General features: G+C 70.6%; 16 protein-coding genes. 10 read left to right on the forward strand and 6 right to left on the reverse strand.

Going from position 1 to position 16,944, the window contains the following annotated elements; all coding sequences use genetic code 11:
* Window positions 1-57: 57 nt before the first annotated feature.
* Complete coding sequence (locus ACYSUO_RS20195; protein WP_461777562.1) at window positions 58-645, reverse strand: TetR/AcrR family transcriptional regulator; 588 nt, start codon at window positions 643-645, stop codon at window positions 58-60.
* Between the two features lie 115 nt (window positions 646-760).
* Between ACYSUO_RS20195 and ACYSUO_RS20200 the strand changes: the two genes are divergently transcribed.
* Both ACYSUO_RS20200 and ACYSUO_RS20205 read left to right on the forward strand, forming a co-directional pair.
* Window positions 761-1,546, forward strand: a complete 786-nt coding sequence (locus tag ACYSUO_RS20200) for a glucose 1-dehydrogenase (protein ID WP_461777563.1) — start codon at window positions 761-763, stop codon at window positions 1,544-1,546.
* Window positions 1,547-1,753: 207 nt separating this feature from the next.
* Window positions 1,754-2,203: a hypothetical protein gene (locus tag ACYSUO_RS20205; RefSeq protein ID WP_461777564.1), complete on the forward strand. Its 450-nt coding sequence runs from the start codon at window positions 1,754-1,756 to the stop codon at window positions 2,201-2,203.
* A 49-nt stretch (window positions 2,204-2,252) separates the two neighbouring features.
* Here the strand turns inward: ACYSUO_RS20205 and ACYSUO_RS20210 are convergent, their stop codons facing one another.
* Window positions 2,253-4,646 carry an ATP-binding cassette domain-containing protein gene (locus tag ACYSUO_RS20210; protein ID WP_461777565.1) on the reverse strand — a complete coding sequence of 798 codons (2,394 nt, stop codon included), beginning with the start codon at window positions 4,644-4,646 and terminating at the stop codon, window positions 2,253-2,255.
* Window positions 4,647-4,993: 347 nt separating this feature from the next.
* Between ACYSUO_RS20210 and ACYSUO_RS20215 the strand changes: the two genes are divergently transcribed.
* Window positions 4,994-5,869, forward strand: a complete 876-nt coding sequence (locus ACYSUO_RS20215; RefSeq protein ID WP_461777566.1) for an SGNH/GDSL hydrolase family protein — start codon at window positions 4,994-4,996, stop codon at window positions 5,867-5,869.
* 58 nt (window positions 5,870-5,927) lie between these two features.
* On the opposite strand, the gene ACYSUO_RS20220 is transcribed toward ACYSUO_RS20215, so the two are convergent.
* Complete coding sequence (locus tag ACYSUO_RS20220) at window positions 5,928-7,163, reverse strand: alpha/beta hydrolase (RefSeq protein WP_461777567.1); 1,236 nt, start codon at window positions 7,161-7,163, stop codon at window positions 5,928-5,930.
* A gap of 253 nt (window positions 7,164-7,416) precedes the next feature.
* On the opposite strand from ACYSUO_RS20220, the gene ACYSUO_RS20225 reads away from it, so the two are divergent.
* From ACYSUO_RS20225 to ACYSUO_RS20245, 5 genes are all read left to right on the forward strand, one after another.
* Complete coding sequence (locus ACYSUO_RS20225) at window positions 7,417-9,654, forward strand: FUSC family protein (protein WP_461777568.1); 2,238 nt, start codon at window positions 7,417-7,419, stop codon at window positions 9,652-9,654.
* 95 nt (window positions 9,655-9,749) lie between these two features.
* On the forward strand, window positions 9,750-10,517 hold the full coding sequence (locus tag ACYSUO_RS20230; RefSeq protein ID WP_461777569.1) for a nucleoside phosphorylase: 768 nt from the start codon (window positions 9,750-9,752) through the stop codon (window positions 10,515-10,517).
* Complete coding sequence (locus ACYSUO_RS20235) at window positions 10,514-11,806, forward strand: amidohydrolase (protein WP_461777570.1); 1,293 nt, start codon at window positions 10,514-10,516, stop codon at window positions 11,804-11,806. Before ACYSUO_RS20230 ends, ACYSUO_RS20235 begins: the two co-directional genes overlap by 4 nt.
* On the forward strand, window positions 11,803-12,414 hold the full coding sequence (locus ACYSUO_RS20240) for a sulfite oxidase-like oxidoreductase (RefSeq protein ID WP_461777571.1): 612 nt from the start codon (window positions 11,803-11,805) through the stop codon (window positions 12,412-12,414). The genes ACYSUO_RS20235 and ACYSUO_RS20240 overlap by 4 nt, the downstream gene beginning before the upstream one ends.
* Complete coding sequence (locus ACYSUO_RS20245) at window positions 12,407-13,162, forward strand: ferredoxin reductase (RefSeq protein ID WP_461777572.1); 756 nt, start codon at window positions 12,407-12,409, stop codon at window positions 13,160-13,162. The genes ACYSUO_RS20240 and ACYSUO_RS20245 overlap by 8 nt, the downstream gene beginning before the upstream one ends.
* Window positions 13,163-13,165: 3 nt before the next feature.
* Here ACYSUO_RS20245 and ACYSUO_RS20250 read toward each other — a convergent pair whose 3' ends face one another.
* The 3 genes from ACYSUO_RS20250 to ACYSUO_RS20260 all read right to left on the reverse strand — a co-directional run bounded on the left by ACYSUO_RS20250 (window position 13,166) and on the right by ACYSUO_RS20260 (window position 15,734).
* Window positions 13,166-14,488, reverse strand: coding sequence for a S28 family serine protease (locus tag ACYSUO_RS20250; protein WP_461777573.1), 1,323 nt, complete (start codon window positions 14,486-14,488; stop codon window positions 13,166-13,168).
* A 162-nt stretch (window positions 14,489-14,650) separates the two neighbouring features.
* Window positions 14,651-15,142: a peptidylprolyl isomerase gene (locus ACYSUO_RS20255; protein WP_267072566.1), complete on the reverse strand. Its 492-nt coding sequence runs from the start codon at window positions 15,140-15,142 to the stop codon at window positions 14,651-14,653.
* Window positions 15,143-15,254: 112 nt separating this feature from the next.
* Window positions 15,255-15,734 carry a DUF4188 domain-containing protein gene (locus ACYSUO_RS20260; RefSeq protein WP_461777574.1) on the reverse strand — a complete coding sequence of 160 codons (480 nt, stop codon included), beginning with the start codon at window positions 15,732-15,734 and terminating at the stop codon, window positions 15,255-15,257.
* Between the two features lie 100 nt (window positions 15,735-15,834).
* On the opposite strand from ACYSUO_RS20260, the gene ACYSUO_RS20265 reads away from it, so the two are divergent.
* Together ACYSUO_RS20265 and ACYSUO_RS20270 are read left to right on the forward strand one after the other, a co-directional pair.
* The gene (locus tag ACYSUO_RS20265) at window positions 15,835-16,476 is read left to right on the forward strand and encodes a MerR family transcriptional regulator (protein ID WP_461777575.1); all 642 of its coding nucleotides are present in this window, start codon (window positions 15,835-15,837) and stop codon (window positions 16,474-16,476) included.
* Window positions 16,477-16,552: 76 nt separating this feature from the next.
* Window positions 16,553-16,837, forward strand: coding sequence for a zinc-ribbon domain-containing protein (locus tag ACYSUO_RS20270; protein WP_266718334.1), 285 nt, complete (start codon window positions 16,553-16,555; stop codon window positions 16,835-16,837).
* The last annotated feature ends 107 nt before the right edge of the window (window positions 16,838-16,944 follow it).

Genomic DNA, 16,944 nt, shown 5'->3' on the forward strand with positions numbered 1-16,944 from the left:
AATGAGCGTGTCCCGTGTTCACCCAACTATCCGATCTTGAGCGGCAGTTGAGTTCGATCACGCCTCTCGCGTCATGTCCGGCAGCGCGTCCACGAGGCCGGCCAGATCGGCCTCGGTCGGCGCGCTCTCGAGGAAGACCACGCGGTACAGCGCGTAGCCGAGCCAGCTGTCGATCACCGCTCCGGTGTCGAGGCCTGCGGGCAGCTCGCCCCGTTCGATTCCGCGCCGCAGCAGCGCGACCCCCGGTTCGTTCCATGCCTTCAGGAGGTCCCGCAGCTCCGCGCGGCCCGCCTCGCCGCGCTCGACGAGCGCGCCGGCCACGATGCTCGGGTCACCGAGCAGCGTCAGCGTGCGGACGAGGTCGGTGACGTGGGCCCGCGCGTCCTCGCGCACGGAGCCGGTGTCCGGCTGCGGGCCCGGCGCCAGCTGATCGGTGACGGCCTCGGTGATCACCGCCGCCTTGTTCGGCCACCACCGGTAGAGCGTCATCTTGGCGACGCCTGCGCGGGCGGCGATCCGCTCCATCGTGACTTTGTGATACCCGAGCTCGGCGACGAGTTCCCGCGCGGCACGCAGCACCGCCGCGTGCGCCTGCGGGTCCCGGTAGCGCCCACGCCTGGGCCGGGGAGCCGTCGAGTCGTCCATGCCTCGCTCCGATCCCCGCGTACGGGAATTTCTAGACAGTACGTATCGTCTAAGAATAGTGACAGGCCCGTCGGACGACGGCGGACCGCAACACCGTTCCCTCAGGAGGTCCGCAATGAACAACAGGTTCGACGGCAAGGTCGTCCTCATCACCGGTGGCGGCTCTGGCCTCGGCAGGTCCGCCGCGCTGCGGGTCGCGGCCGAGGGCGCGAAGCTGGCGCTCGTCGACGTGAACGCGGAAGGGCTCGCGCAGAGCGCGGCCGAGATCGAGAAGGCCACGCCGGGCGCCGAGGTCCTGACGCTCACCGCCGATGTCAGCGACGAGGCGGAGGTCACGCGCTACGTGGCCGAGACCACGCGGGCCTACGGCCGGATCGACGCCTTCTTCAACAACGCGGGCATCGAGGGCAAGCAGAACCTCACCGAGGAGTTCGGCAGCGACGAGTTCCAACGCGTCGTCGACATCAACCTGCGGGGCGTCTTCCTCGGCCTCAAGCACGTCCTCGCCGTCATGCGCGAGCAGGGCAGCGGCACCGTCGTGAACACCGCCTCCGTGGGCGGCATCCGCGGTGTGGGCAACCAGTCCGGTTACGCGGCCGCCAAGCACGGCGTCGTGGGCCTGACCCGCAATTCGGGCGTGGAGTACGGCCGCTTCGGCATCACGGTGAAGGCCATCGCGCCCGGCGCGATCATGACGCCCATGGTCGAGGGCTCCCTCAAGCAGCTCGACCCGGTGAACTGGGAGGAGGCCGGCCGCCAGTTCGTCAGCACCAACCCGATGAAGCGCTTCGGTCGCCCCGAGGAGGTCGCGAACCTGGTGGCCTTCCTCCTCTCCGACGAGGCGTCCTTCATCAACGCCACGGTCGTCCCGATCGACGGCGGCCAGTCCGAGCAGTACTGACGGCTTCCCCGCGGCGAATACCGGCGGATCCCTGCCGGCCGTCCACCCCGGCCGGCGCCGATCCGCCGGTACGGCACATGAGAGTGGCGAAAGTCTCCGGCTTTACAACCCCACCCCGGATGTACCCACGTCACCTGATCGACGTAGGGTCCCCTTTTGTTCACCCGCAGGGTGACATCAGGACCTCGACGACCAGGAGCTCTTCCCGTGCCCGCACCGTCCACTGCCCCGGCGCCCATCTACGACCGACTCGTCGACGAGCACGGTGATGTGCTCGCCGACGCGCGTGAGGCCGCGCACAAGGCCGAGCGCACCGCGGAAGGCGTGCTCGACTTCGGGCACGGAGAGGCCCCCCAGACCCAGCAGGCGCCCCAGGCCTCGCAGGCGCCGCAGTCCTTCCAGGAGCAGCAGGCCCTTCAGGACCAGCAGGCTCCCCAGGCCGCCGCCCCCGAGCAGGCGCAGGCGCCGCAGGCCCAGCAGGCTTCGCACGGCCAGCAGAGCCCGCAGGGTCAGCAGAACCCGCAGGCCCCCCAGGGCCACGGCCAGCACTCGCCGCAGGAGCAGCACGCACCGCAGAGCCGACAGGCTCCGCAGGCCCCGCACTTCCCCCAGGCCCCGCAGGCCCAGCAGCCGCCCGCCCCGACGCAGGAGGGCTGACCGCGACCGCGGCCGGCCAGGACCCTCCCGGTCGGTCGGCGGCGCCCGGTCAGGCCCCCACGTACTGCGCCAGGTGCTCGCCGGTGAGCGTGGAGCGGTCGGCGACGAGGTCGGCGGGGGTTCCCTCGAAGACGACCTTGCCGCCTTCGTGTCCCGCCCCCGGGCCCAGGTCGATGATCCAGTCGGCGTGCGCCATCACGGCCTGGTGGTGCTCGATGACGATGACCGACTTGCCGGAGTCCACGAGCCGGTCGAGCAGCCCGAGCAGCTGCTCGACGTCCGCCAGGTGCAGACCCGTGGTCGGCTCGTCCAGGACGTAGACACCCCCCTTGTCGGCCATGTGCACGGCGAGCTTGAGCCGCTGCCGCTCGCCGCCGGAGAGCGTCGTCAACGGCTGCCCGAGGGTGAGGTAGCCGAGCCCGACCTCCTCGAGCCGCTCGAGGATCTTGTGCGCGGCCGGAGTGCGCGCCTCCCCCGCTCCGAAGAACTCCACCGCCTCGGCCACCGGCATCGCGAGCACCTCACTGATGTCCTTGCCGCCGAAGTGGTAGTCGAGCACCGAGGCCTCGAACCGCTTGCCGTCGCACTCCTCGCAGGTCGCGGCCGCGGTCGCCATGATCCCGAGGTCGGTGTAGACGACTCCCGCGCCGTTGCACGTCGGGCAGGCGCCCTCCGAGTTGGCGCTGAACAGCGCGGGCTTCACGCCGTTGGCCTTCGCGAACGCCTTGCGGATGGGCTCGAGGAGCCCGGTGTAGGTGGCCGGGTTGCTGCGCCGTGAGCCGCGGATCGGGGTCTGGTCGACCGCCACCACCCCGTCGTCGGCGGGGATGGAGCCGTGCACGAGCGAGCTCTTGCCCGACCCCGCGACGCCGGTCACCACCGTGAGCACGCCGAGCGGGATGTCGACGTCGACGTCCCTCAGGTTGTGCGCGTTCGCCCCGCGGATCGCGAGCTTGCCGGTGGGCTCGCGCACGATGTCCTTGACCGCGGCCCGGTCGTCGAGGTGCCGGCCGGTGATGGTGTCACTGGCGCGCAGCTCCTCGACGGTGCCCTCGAAGCAGACGCTGCCGCCGCCCGTACCGGCGCCGGGGCCGAGGTCCACGACGTGGTCGGCGATGGCGATGGCCTCCGGCTTGTGCTCCACGACCAGCACGGTGTTGCCCTTGTCCCGCAGCCGGAGCAGCAGATTGTTCATCCGCTGGATGTCGTGCGGGTGCAGGCCGATGGTGGGCTCGTCGAAGACGTAGGTGACATCGGTGAGCGAGGAGCCGAGGTGGCGGATCATCTTGACGCGCTGCGCCTCACCGCCGGACAGCGTGCCCGCCGCCCGGTCGAGGGAGAGATAGCCGAGGCCGATCTCCTCGAACGACTCCAGGGTGTGCCGCAGCTTGGCGAGCAGCGGGGCGACGGACGGCTCCTTGAGGGCGCGCACCCACTCCGCCAGGTCCCTGATCTCCATCGCGCACAGGTCGGCGATGCTCTTGCGCTTGATCTTCGAGGAGCGGGCCAGCTCGCTGAGCCGCGAGCCCCCGCAGTCGGGACAGGTCTGGAAGGTGACCGCCCGGTCCACGAAGGCCCGGATGTGCGGCTGCATCGACTCCCGGTCCTTGGACAGGAAGGTCTTCTGGATCTTCGGGATCAGGCCCTCGTAGGTGAGGTTGACACCGTTGATCTTGACCTTGGTGGGCTCGCGGTGGAGGAAGTCGTGCCGCTCCTTCTTGGTGTACTTGCGGATCGGCTTGTCCGGGTCGAAGAAGCCCGACTCCCTGATGACCCGCACCACCCAGCCGTCCCCGGTGTACGTGGGGATGCTGAACGGCTCCTCGTTGAGCGACTTGGAGTCGTCGAAGAGCTGGGCCAGGTCGATGTCCGAGACCGTGCCCCGGCCCTCGCAGTGGGTGCACATGCCGCCGGTGCGGCTGAAGGACACCTTCTCCGTCCTGGTCTTGTCCGAGCCCCGGTCGACCGTGATCCCGCCCTGCGCCGAGACCGACGCGACGTTGAAGGAGTAGGCGCCGGGCCCACCGATCTGTGGCTTCGCCAGCCGGCTGTACAGGATGCGCAGCATCGCGCTGGCGTCGGTGGCGGTGCCGACCGTGGAGCGCGGGTCGGATCCCATCCGCTGCTGGTCGACGGTGATCGCGGTGGTCAGGCCGTCCAGCACGTCGACCTCGGGCCGCGCGAGCGTCGGCATGAAGCCCTGGACGAACGCGCTGTACGTCTCATTGATCATCCGCTGCGACTCGGCGGCGATCGTGTCGAACACCAGCGAGCTCTTGCCCGACCCCGAGACCCCGGTGAACACCGTCAGGCGCCGCTTGGGCAGCTCGATGCTGACGTCCTTGAGATTGTTCTCCCGCGCGCCGTGCACGCGGATCAGGTCGTGGCTGTCCGCGGGGTGCGACGTTGACGACGGGGTGCCCGTCCTCGCGACCTTGCTCATCATGTCTCCATCGTCCGGGGCCGCCATCGGGAGTGCTCGGCGTCGCCTGTCTCAACTCGGTGTGTTCGATTGTCGCCGTCCGCACGGCCCCCGCCACCGCAATCGGTGAACACGCCGGGGTGGCCTGCCGACGGCTCCGCCATCCGTCTGTGAGGCTATCGAGCACCACTGACAACCCCGTGTTGCACGACTCTCCCCTGGTCACGACCCTGTGCACACCTATTGACTCAAATTCAAACTCGTCGGTAGCTTCAACTACCGGCGCGCTGAACCCCCTTGCCTCAAACGGAACTTGACCATTCCTCGGCCCGGTTCCGCAGGTTTCGAGTGCTTCGAAGGAGCATCAGATGGCGATCCGCGCGTTCAGCGGCAGACTCACGGCCCTCGCGGCCACGACCGGCGCCACCCTCGTCACCCTCGCCGCGCCCGCCCACGCGGCCCCCGAGCCCCTCTCCTACGTCGCCCTGGGCGACAGCTACAGCGCCGCTTCCGGCGTGCTTCCGCTCGACCCCCAGGCCAGCCCGCTGTGCGCCCGCTCCACGGCCAACTACCCGCACGTCATCGCGAAGCGCACCGGCTCCGCGCTCAAGGACGTGACGTGCGGCGCCGCGCAGACGAAGGACTTCGCCGGATCCCAGTACCCGGGCGTGCCGCCGCAGCTCGACGCGCTGAGCGAGGACACCGACCTGGTGACCCTCACCATCGGCGGCAACGACAACAGCACCTTCATCAACACGATCCTGTCCTGCGCCACCGCCGGGCTCGCCTCCGCGGGCCAGGGCCACCCGTGCAAGTCCCTGTACGGCGACAAGTTCGGCGACGACATCGATGCCAAGACGTACCCGGCGGTGAAGTCCGCGCTCCAGGCGGTCAAGAACAAGGCGCCGAACGCGAAGGTCGCCGTCCTCGGCTACCCGTGGATCATGCCGCCGACCGCGCAGAAGGGCTGCTTCGTGAAGATGCCGATCGCGTCCGGCGACGTGCCGTACGTGCGCGACATCCAGTCCCACCTCAACAGCGCGGTGCAGCGCGCGGCCGGCGAGACCGGCTCGACCTATGTGGACTTCTCCCAGTCCTCCGAGGGCCACGACGCCTGTCAGCCGATCGGCACCCGCTGGGTCGAGCCGGCCCTCTTCGGCACCAACTTCGTCCCCGTGCACCCCAACGCGCTGGGCGAGTCCGCGATGGCCGACGCCACGATGGGCGCGCTCGGGATGCACTGATCCCCGGGCCGCGGAGTCCGCTTCACCGGAGTCCGCTTCCTATGCATCCGAGTCCGCTTCATATGAAGTCGATCTCCGGGTACCTCGGCGACGGCGCGTCCAGGAGCGCGCCGTCCCCGCCGCGCAGCCAGCGGTCGAAGAAGGCCGCGAGATACGCCCGTTGAGCCGCGACCGCCCGGTGGGCGGGCACCGTGCCCACCCATGCGGTCAGCGTCTCGCGTGGCAGGTCGAGGCGGGCCGCTATCTGTGGCAGCAGGGTCGTCGCGTCCGTGTACGTGGCATGCCGGGAGCCGCGCAGGGTGAGGTCGCGTCGCCAACCGCCGCTGTGCCGCCACAGCTCCCGCCAGGAGGGGACGGTCGTCCGGTCGTTGCCCTCGCTGCCCATCAGGAGCACGGGCCGGTCCACGCCCTCGGCCGCGACGGTGGACAGGCCGCCCTCGTCGTGGTCGTCCTGGACGTACGCGAGCACGCCGTCGAGGTTCGCGGCCGCGGCGAGCCGCTCGTCGTCGTGCAGGGTCTGCAGCGCCGCGAAGCCGCCCGCGGACTGCCCGAACATGCCGATCGGCGCTCTGCGCAGCCGCTGTGTGTCGAAGGCCCGCCGCACCACATCGAGGACGAAGCGGGCGTCGGCGACGCGTACGGCCGCCGTCTTCTTCAACAGCGCGGTCACCGCCGCCGGGCCGGACTGCTGCGCCTTCTCGAACTCCTCCGGCAGCCGGGAGACGGCCACACGCCCATCGGGGAACTCCACGGCCGACACGTCGTAGGGATGGTCGATGGCGATCACCACATAGCCGCGGGAGGCCAGGTCGTCCGTGAGCGTCGCGCCCAAAGAGCGCGGGTCCACGACACCCGGCGAGTACAGCACCACGGGGTGCGCCGCGCTGCGGTCGAGCGGCGCCGCGGTGTGGGCGAAGGTCCGCGTCGCCGCCCAGTCGACGCGGCCCGTCGGCAGTCCCCCGAAGTTGTTGAGCCGGTCGAAGCCCGCCGCCTCCCGAGCCGTCAGCTGCGGCGCCCGCGCGTGCCCGGCCACCGTGCGCGCCGGGTAGCGCACGTCCACCATCAACTCCCGTGCGGGAGCCGCCGTCCACGGGTCGGGGCGGGAGCGGTCCACCAGGCGCAGCGCCACTCTGCCCACCGGGTGCGGGCCGCTCGGAGCAGGTAACCGGAGCCGCACCCGCTGCGGCGCGGCGGCCACCGCCGGCGCCGCGCCCAGGGTCAACAGCGCCGCGCCGGCCGCGAGTACACCCCGCCGGGCCGGTCCGCCCATCGCAATCGTGCCGAGTTCGTCCATGGCTCAAGATTCACGGGCCCGCCCCCGGCACACCATCCGGCAGGCCCCCGGTTCCCCTCAGGGCGATCCCTGAGATCTCGTCGGGGGGCAATCCCCCAGAAGTCACCATGTGACCAGGTCGGGCGCCGTCCACCTGTCGATACTCGTGTCAAGAGCGTGCCCACCTCCTCGTATGCTCGGGGGCGACGCCGACGGACCGATCTTGGAGTGAGTACTGGTGGCGCGACGGCCGAGGGACACCTGGGACCGCTTCATGGCATCCGATCCGGGGCTGCTGCGCCTGATGGCCGGGCTGCGGATCGTCGCGGCCATCGGGCTGACGCTCGCCGCGCTCGCGCTCCTCGGCACGGACGTGACACACATGGTCGCGGGCGCGATGGCCGCGATGGTGAGCACGTTCGCGATCCGTGAGAAGAACCTGCGGGGGCAGGCGATCACGCTCGCGTGGGGATTCCCGGTGGCGCTCGCCGCCGTGGCCCTCGGCGCGCTGCTGCACAGCAAGGTGATCGCGGGTGATCTCTTCTTCATCGCGCTGATCTTCGGCGCGGTCTACTTCCGCCGGTTCGGCGACCGGGGCACGGCCCTCGGCCTGATGGGTTTCCAGGTCTACTTCGTGTCGCTGTTCGTGAACGCGACTCCCGATCAACTGCCGGTTCTCGCGGGCACGTTGGCCGTGGCGTTCGCCTGTAGCGCGGTGGCCCGGTTCGCGCTGGTGCCGGAGACGCCGCAGCGCGTGCTCGATCGGCTGCGGGGCGCCTTCCGGGCGCGGCTCGCGCAGTTGGTGACCGCGCAGACGAGGTTGCTCGACGCCGCGCCGGAGGATCTGGACGACGTACTGAACGATCTGCGGCACCACACCTCGCGGCTGCACGAGACGGCGCTGATGATCCAGGGCCGGCTCGAGGACGGCGCCGGGGACGCGGCGACCGCCTCGCTGATCCAGCGCCGTATCGCCGACGCGGAGATCTCCGCGGAGCGCCTCGGCATGCTGCTGCTGAACGCGCGCAGCGCCGAACGTGCCGACACCCTCACCCTGCACCTCCCCCACGCGCCCGCGCCGGCCGCGGGCAAGCTGCTGTTCCGCGACGACGAGGACGAGGCGACGGCCACCCTCCGCCGCGATCTGGGCGCCCTGCACCTGATGGTGTCCCGCCCCGCCGATGCCAACCGGGGCACGGCCGTCGCCCAGATCCGCAACCGTCTGCTCGGCTACCGAGACGAGGAACGGATGCCTCCGGGCGCCACGCTCGCCGTGCAGGACGTGTTCCGCGGTATCGGTGAGGCGGCCCGCGCGGTGATGGGCCTGCGGATCGCGCTCGACGGCCCGCAGGACGAGTCGGACGACTCCCCCGCCACGACGCGTTCGCGTGAGGAGCTGGAGGCGGAGGACATGTCCATCACCGGCACCGTCGCCCTGGCCGACACGGAGAAGGAGTCCGACGAGGGCGCGGACGAGGACGACCGCTCGGGCCTCGACCGGCCCACCACCCGCGCCGCCTTCCAGGTCGCCGTCGGCTCCGCCCTCGCGATCGTCGGCGGCGAGTTCCTCTCCAGCCAGCGCTGGTACTGGGCCGTCCTGACCTGCTGGGTCGTCTTCCTCAACACCGCGTCCACGGGCGAGATCGTCATCAAGGGCTACCGCCGTGTCCTCGGCACGGTGCTCGGTGTGCTCGCCGGGGTGCTGCTCGCGGGAGCGGTCGGCAATCACACGTGGCTGGCGTTCGTCCTGGTGCTGCTGTGCGTGTTCGCCGCGTTCTTCACCGCTCCACTGTCGTACGCGCTGATGTCGTTCTTCGTGACGGCGATGCTGGGCCTGCTGTACACGCTCCTGAACACCTACAGCCTCGACGTGCTGGTGCTGCGCATCGAGGAGACCGCGCTCGGTGCGGCGTGCGGCATCATCGCGGCGATGCTGGTCCTCCCGGTGCGCACCGACAGCCGCACCGACGAACTGCTCGCCACCGTCCTGGAGCGGCTCGGCGATGTCGTGGCGGGCGCGGTGGAGCAGCTCAGCGGCGGCCCGGCCGCGGACCTGCTCGACCGGGCGCGGGACCTCGACACCGCCCTGGACGACCTGCGCGCGTCCACCAAGCCGCTGACCCACGCGATCGCCCCGCAGCGCGAGCGGCGGCAGACTGTGCGCTATCTGGTGGCGCTCCTGGAGACGTCCGCGTACCACGCGCGTTCCCTGGCGGCGACCGCCGAGCTCGTCCCGTACAGCAAGCATGTGGCCGCCGATCCGCGGCTCGGCAGGGCGGCGCGGCGTATCGCGCACAACATCGATGTGCTGGTGGCGCAGGTGAACGATGAGGACACCACCGGCGCCGTCGAGTCCGGCGCGAGCATCGCGGCGATGCTGGAGACGGACGGCCTGGGGGTGCCGGCCGCGAACACGGTGACGTTCCGTGTGCTGCGTCACCTTCAGCGGCTCGACGAGGGGATCTCCGGTCTGGCCCGGCCGCTCGGCGTCTCCGTGGGACAGCGCACATAGCCGGGCCCTGCCTTCAAACCCGTTCCGACCTGGGGATACGATCCCCGGACCCCTCCGAACCCGATGTCGCGCCGACGCATGACTGGAGCCACCTCGTGAGTGCCGCCGCACCCGATCCCCACTCCTTGCTCCCGCTGAGCCGAGTACCGCGTACGGGGCTGCCGCCGCGCGCCGTCGTCGTGGGCGACCCGGAGCGCGCCGCGGCCGTCGCCGCGCTGCTCGACGACGCCGTGGAGGTGTCGTACAACCGCGAGTACCGCACGTTCAGCGGGACGTGGCGCGGAGTGCCGATGGTCGTCGCCTCGCACGGCATCGGCGGGCCCGGCGCGATCCTGTTGTTCCAGGAGCTGGCCGACGCGGGCGTGAAGACGTTCGTGCGGTTCGGTACGGCGGGTGCGATGCGTCCGGGGATCGGCGACGGCGACCTGGTCGTCGCGGAGGCCGCGGTGCGCGACGACGGTGTGACCGGCCAGCTGGTGCCCGCCGAGTATCCGGCGGTGTCCGCTCCGGAGGCCGTGCTCGCCCTCACGCGCGCGGCGCGCGAGGCGGGCGCGCCGCACCACCGGGGAATCGTGTGGACGCGGGCGGCGTTCCAACCAGGGTTGATCCCGCTGAACCAGTACGACGGCGCGGGCCTCGCGGCGATCGAGATGGAGGTGTCCGCGCTGTTCGTCACGGCGTCGCTGCGCGGGCTCGTCGCGGGCGCCGTGCTCGTCGTCGACGGGGTGAACGCGGACGACCTGGTGGACGAGGAGAGCACCGGCGGCTACGACCCGCACCGCGAGGTCGTCGCGGAGGGCGTCGCGCGCGGCAGCGTCGTGGCCCTGGAGGCGCTGCGCATACTTACGGAGGAGCAACTGTGACCGAGTCCGTCGATCTGCTGGTGCACGGCGGCACCGTCCTCACCGTCGACGACGCGTCGACCGTGCTCGCCGACGGCGCGGTCGCCGTGCGCGACGGCGAGATCGTGGCGGTGGGACCCGCGGACGAGCTGCGCGCCCGCCACACGGCCACCGACACCATCGACGCGTCCGGCGGCCTGGTGCTCCCCGGCCTGATCAACACGCACACGCACCTCGCAATGACGCTGCTGCGCGGCGCCGCCGACGACGTGACGCTCCAGGAGTTCCTGGGCCGGGTCGTCCCCGCAGAGGCGCGCCTGCTCGACCCCGGCACCGTCGCCTCCGCCGTCCGCGTGGCCGTCGCAGAGAGCGTGCGCGCAGGTGTCACCTCCGCGCTCGACATGTACTGGTTCCACGAGGCCGCCGAGGAGGCCGCGCGCACGGCGGGCTGGCGGCTGCACTCGGGGCCGCTGTTCATGGACGTTCCCGAGCCGCCGGACGGCCGGCCGTACAAGGAGCGCATGGAGTGGGCGCGCCGGGACCTCGCGGCACGCCCCGCCGGCACCCGCCCCGTCCTGTTCGCGCACTCGACGTACACCCTCTCCCCCGAGCAGCTCACCGAGTGCTTCGCGCTGGCCCGCGAGTTCGGTGCGCTCATCCACCTGCACGCGGCGGAGAACGCCGCCGAGGTCGCGGGCGTCGAGGTGGCGCACGGCAAGCGGCCGGTGGAACTCCTCGAATCCCTCGGCCTGTTGGGCCCCGACGTGGTGCTCGCGCACGCCGTCGACCTGACCGGCGGCGAGATCGCGGCGATCGCCCGCGCGGGCGCCTCGGTCGCCCACTGCCCGGTGTCGAACCTGAAACTGGGCTGCGGCATCGCGCCGGTCCCCCGGCTGCTGAGCGCCGGTGTCACCGTCGGCCTCGGCACGGACGGCGCCGTCAGCTCGAACACCCTCGACATGCTGGGCGCGGTGCGGCAGGCGGCGCTGGTGCACAAGGCGGACGGCGATCCGACGGCGGTCGGCGCCGAGCAGGCCGTGCGCATGGCGACCATCGAGGGCGCCCGCGCCCTGGGCCTCGCCGACACACTCGGCTCGCTGGAGGTCGGCAAGCGCGCCGACCTGGCCGTCCTCGACCTGAACCGGCCGCACCTCACACCGCGCCACGACCCGTACGCGATGCTCGCCTACGCCGCGCAGGCCTCCGACGTGCGGGACACCGTCGTCGATGGCAGGGTCCTTATGCGCGACCGTACGCTCACGACTCTCGACGAGGGCGCGGTCCTCGCCGATCTGGAGGCCCTCGCATGACCGGCCACGCGACCCGAGGCTTCGTCGGTCGCCCCCGCGTCCACAACCCCGGCCTGCCGCCGGGCCAGTACGACGCGGGCGACGACTGGCCGGTGCTCTCGGCCGAGGTGACACCTCAACTCGACCGCGAGGACTGGACGTTCACGATCGACGGCCTGGTCGCCGAGGAGCGCACCTGGACGTGGGACGAGGCGCGGGCGCTGCCCCCGGCGACGTACAGCGGTGACATCCACTGCGTGACGACCTGGTCGAAGTTCGGGGTGCGCTTCGGTGGTGTCTCGCTCGACACGTTCCTCGACGCGGTGCGCCCCTCCCCCGGGGCGACGCACATCATGGCGTACTCGCACACCGGATACTCCGCGAATCTGCCGCTCGCCGACGTGACGGGCGGCAAGGCGTGGCTCGCCTTCACCTACGAGGACGAGCCGCTGCCGACCGAACACGGCGGTCCCGCCCGCCTGTTGGTGCCGCACCTCTACTTCTGGAAGAGCGTGAAGTGGGTCGCGGGCATCAGGCTCCTCGATCACGACGAGCCCGGTTTCTGGGAGCAGAACGGGTACCACGCGCGGGGCAACCCCTGGGAAGAACAGCGATACGCAGGTGACTGAGACCGTGCCGGAGACCACCACCTTCACGCCGCCGACCCGGTTCGCCGTGCCGGGCCGCATCGCCGCCGGTCAGGGCGCCGCCCTGTGGCAGCGTGCCGTGCTCACGGAGATCCGCCGGGAGACGGCGAACGCGTCGACGTTCCGCTTCGCGGTGCCCGGCTGGCAGGGGCATCTGCCGGGCCAGCACCTGATGCTGCGACTGACCGCCGAGGACGGTTATCAGGCGCAGCGCCACTACTCGCTCGCGTCCGCGCCCGACGACTCGGGGCACATCGAGCTGACCCTCGACCACGTCGAGGACGGCGAGGTGTCCGGCTTTCTGCACACCGAGGCGCGCGTCGGCGACGAGGTGGAGATGCGCGGCCCGCTCAGCGGCTTCTTCGCGTGGCCGGGCGACCGGCCCGCACTGCTGCTCGGCGCGGGTTCGGGTGTCGTGCCCCTGATGTCGATGATCCGCCACCACAGGCAGCGCCGGCTGACCGTCCCGCTGAAGCTGATCGTGTCGGCACGCACGCGTGCGGACCTGATCTACGCGCAGGAGTACGGGGCGGAGACGACGCCGGTACTCACCCGTGAGGGCGAGCACCGACGTCTGGCCGCGGATCATCTGGCGCCGTACTTCACCGAGGGTGCGCCACAGTGGGAGGCGTACGTGTGCGGCTCCAACTCCTTTGCCGAGCACGCCTCACAGCTACTGGTCGGCCTCGGTCAGCCGGTGGACCGGATCCGCATCGAGCGCTTCGGCTGACGGCTACCGCACGCCGGCCCAGCGCTTGATGGTGGCTGTGGCCGCGTCCTTCTCGTTCGCGGGCAGCGCGGAGATCCGGGCGCCATGGTTGGACTTCGGCACGATGTACTTGTACGAGTCGTTCTTGCTGGGCGTGAACTGCTCGGCGCTCCACGGGTCGTTCTGCCCGTAGACGAACAGCATCCGCTCGGACTTCGTACGCACCCATTTGTCGACGCCCTTGATGACGGTGCCGTCATACGTGGTGCGCATGTCCGCGGGCAGCACGGAGTTCGGCTGGTAGATGTCCGGGTAGTGGCGGACACCCTTGAGGTTCTTGAACTTCAGGTCGGCCCAGCCGAGTTGGGCGGCGGCCTGCCGGTAGTAGGGGCCCGAGCTGTTGGCGCCGAGCGTGGAGTCCTCGTAGATGGACAGACCGTGGTCGAGGGACCACTTGTAGAGGTCGTCGTCGGAGACCTTCTTGGCGTCGGGCACGGTCGGGCAGTTGTCGACGGAGCCGGACTGCCAGAAGTTCCACACCTGGTCGAGGACCGCGAACTCGTAGGCCCTGTCGGTCGTTCCGAGGGTGTTGGTGAAGGTGTAGCCCTCGTCCTTCGCGGTCTTCTCGAACTTGGGCAGCAGGGTGTCGCGGCGCGCCAGCATCTCGCGCTGCACGGCGGCGAGCGCGTCGCGGCACTGCTGGGTGCCGACCCTCTTGAAGAAGTCCTCGTAGCCGCTGTCGTCGTCGTTGTTGGCGTCGTTCGGGGCGACGTAGGCGACGACGCCGTCGTAGTCCTTGGGGTGGAAGCGGTAGTGGTACGTGGCCGTCATGCCGCCCTTGGAGCCGCCGGTCGCCAGCCACTTCGACGTCTTCTCGTACAGCGGCCGCACGGCCCGCACGATGCCGTGTTCGTCGGCGGCCTCCTGCTGGACGGTCATCTTGCCCCAGGGGGTGCCGCCGGCCGGTACGGACGGGCCGAAGAAGCGGTGCTCGACGCTGAGTTGGTTGGCATCGAGGAGGGTGGTGGGCTCGCGGGTCGAGGAGGACAGTTCGTAGCCGCCGGTGTAGACGACGACGGGCTTGGCCGTCGACTTGTGCCAGAGCGTGAAGCGCTGCTGGAAGGTACCGAGGCCGGGTCTCGCGTGGTCGACCGGCTGCGTGATCGACAAGGAGTAGAGCGGGAAGCCCTCCTTGTCGGTGACGCCGGTGACGCTCACTCCGGGCAGGGCCCGCAACTGGTCCTCAAACGAGGCGGACGCGGCGGTCGCCGGTGCCGCGGTGGCGGCGAGGGCGCCCGCCGTGAGGGCGGCGGACAGCAGCAGCGTGGGTATGGCGCGCAGGCGCACAAGGGCCTCCCTGGGTCGAGGGAACGGTGCGGCGGATCGGTGATCCACCGACCGAGACCCTAACCCGCGACGCCCGCCCAGGAGTTGGGCTCGCACCGAAATGAGCGGAGCCGGGACCCCGCGCCGGGGTCCCGGCTCCGCTCACCGGATGATCGGCCTGGATCAGAGCTGGCCGGACTCGGCGATCGTGATCTTGGCGGAGGTGCCGCCGCTGCGCGAGCCGAGGGACTCGATCTTCTTCACGAGCTCCATGCCGTCCTCGACCTCGCCGAAGACGACGTGCTTGCCGTCCAGCCAGTCGGTGACGATGGTGGTGATGAAGAACTGCGAGCCGTTGGTGTTCGGGCCCGCGTTGGCCATGGAGAGCTGGCCCGGCTTGGTGTGCTTGAGCTGGAAGTTCTCGTCGGCGAACTTCTCGCCGTAGATGGACTTGCCACCGGTGCCGTTACCGGCGGTGAAGTCGCCGCCCTGCAGCATGAACTGCGGGATGACGCGGTGGAAGGACGAGCCGGCGTAGCCGAAGCCCTTCTCGCCCGTGCACAGGGCACGGAAGTTCTCCGCGGTCTTCGGGACGACGTCCTCGAAGAGGTTGAACGTGATCCGACCAGCGGGCTCGCCGTTGATCTCGATGTCGAAGTAGGTCTTGATTGCCATGGGCCCAATCCTTTCATCACCAGCCCCGGATTGCCGATTCGGCCCGTCGGGATGGCCATTTTCGTACGCCATTCGTACGCTGCGTGACGATCTGCTTGCGGGGCGGATACGTTCAGGCCGCAAGCCGGTCCCGCGCCTGCACGCCCTCACCGAGCGGCCGCACGCCGTAGGCCTTGCCGAGGCCGTGCGCGGGCATGTCGCCGTAGATCGTCTCGTACGCGCCGGCGGGCACGAGATAGGTCTCGTGCCAGATGCCGACGTGCCCCTTGCTCTTGCGGGCATAGCGGTTGATGCGGGCCCACCAGGGCTGGTGCCGCTTGCCGGAGGCGGCAGCGTAGGCGAGCAGCTTCTCCTTCGACTCCCAGTACTGGATCACGTAGAAGTTGCGCGGATCTGAGGTGCCCAGCACATGGTGGAGCAGGCCGGCCGTGCGATCCTTGCCCAGTTCCCGCAGCATCATGGGCATCGCGTACATCACCGGGAGCCAGCGGTGGACCGCCCAGAACCGGTTGATCCGCATACCGACGACGAAGAGCACGACGTCGCCGTCGGCGGCCGCCGTCACCCTTCCCCTCTCCAGTTTCGTGAGCACAACTCCCCCGTTCCCGTCGGATATTGAGAGGGGGTCAGGGGTCCCCCGATCCCCTGACCCGTGTTTGGATAGTGACACTTTCCAAGAAGGGGCACAAGGGATGCGACTGGCAGAGCTGAGCGAGCGCAGCGGGGTGCCGGTCGGCACGATCAAGTACTACCTGCGCGAGGGGCTGTTGCCGCAGGGCGAGCGGATCAGCGCCACCCAGGCCGCGTACGGCGAGGCGCATCTGCGGCGGCTCGGCCTGATCAGGGCGATGATCCAGATCGGGCGGATCCCGGTGGCCACCGTGCGGGAGGTGCTCGGGCACGTCGACGACGAGTCCCTGGGCACGACCTTCCGCCTCGGCGCCGCCCTGTGGGCGATGCCGCAGCCGCCCGAGGCGCCCGCGGACGACCCGCTGACGGTGGAGGTGACCGAGGCTGTCGACCGGTTCCTCGGCGACATGGGCTGGCACAACGCGCGCGAGATCGGCGTCCTCTCCCCCACCTACCGCGCCCTGGTCACCACGATCGTCACACTGACCCGCCTCGGCTTCTCCCGGGGGCCCGAGACCCTCGCGCGGTACGCGCACCTCATGGAGGACGTGGCCCAGCTGGACCTGGACCAACTCGACACCTACGAGGACGACTCCGAGAAGGTCGAGCTGGCGGTCGCGGCGGCGGTCCTGTACGACCCCCTGCTGCTCGCGCTGCGCCGGCTCGCCCAGGAGGAGCACTCCACGCGCCGCTACGGCTTGTGAGGCTCAGGGGAGCGCCACATACGATGGCGACCGGACGCCGAACGCTCTGCGGCGGACACACAACGGGAGGGACCCAATGATCATCTTCGGCACGCGGGGCTACGCGTACCAGCTCGCGATCCTCACCTTCGTCTGCGGCAGCTGCGGCAATCCCGCGGCGCACACACTGCGGAAGTTCGTCACGAAGTTCACGCTGTTCTTCATCCCGCTGTTCCCGATCTCGACGAAGTACCAGGCGCAGTGCACGTTCTGCGGCGCCGCGCACCAGGTGCCCAAGGATCACGTGGACGGGATGCTCGCGCAGGCCGCCGGGCCAGGGGCCGGGGCTCCCCAGCAGCAACAGCAGCACCACCAGGGCTAGTTCGCCCGCCGGGGGGGGGCGGATGCCGATAAAGGTGGCCCTGCCGCCTCCCAGGGGGGAGAGGGGGCGACAGGGCCACGGGCTCGAGCGCCCGGGGGGGTGGGCTG

It is taken from the genome of Streptomyces sp. UC4497 (genome assembly GCF_054871485.1).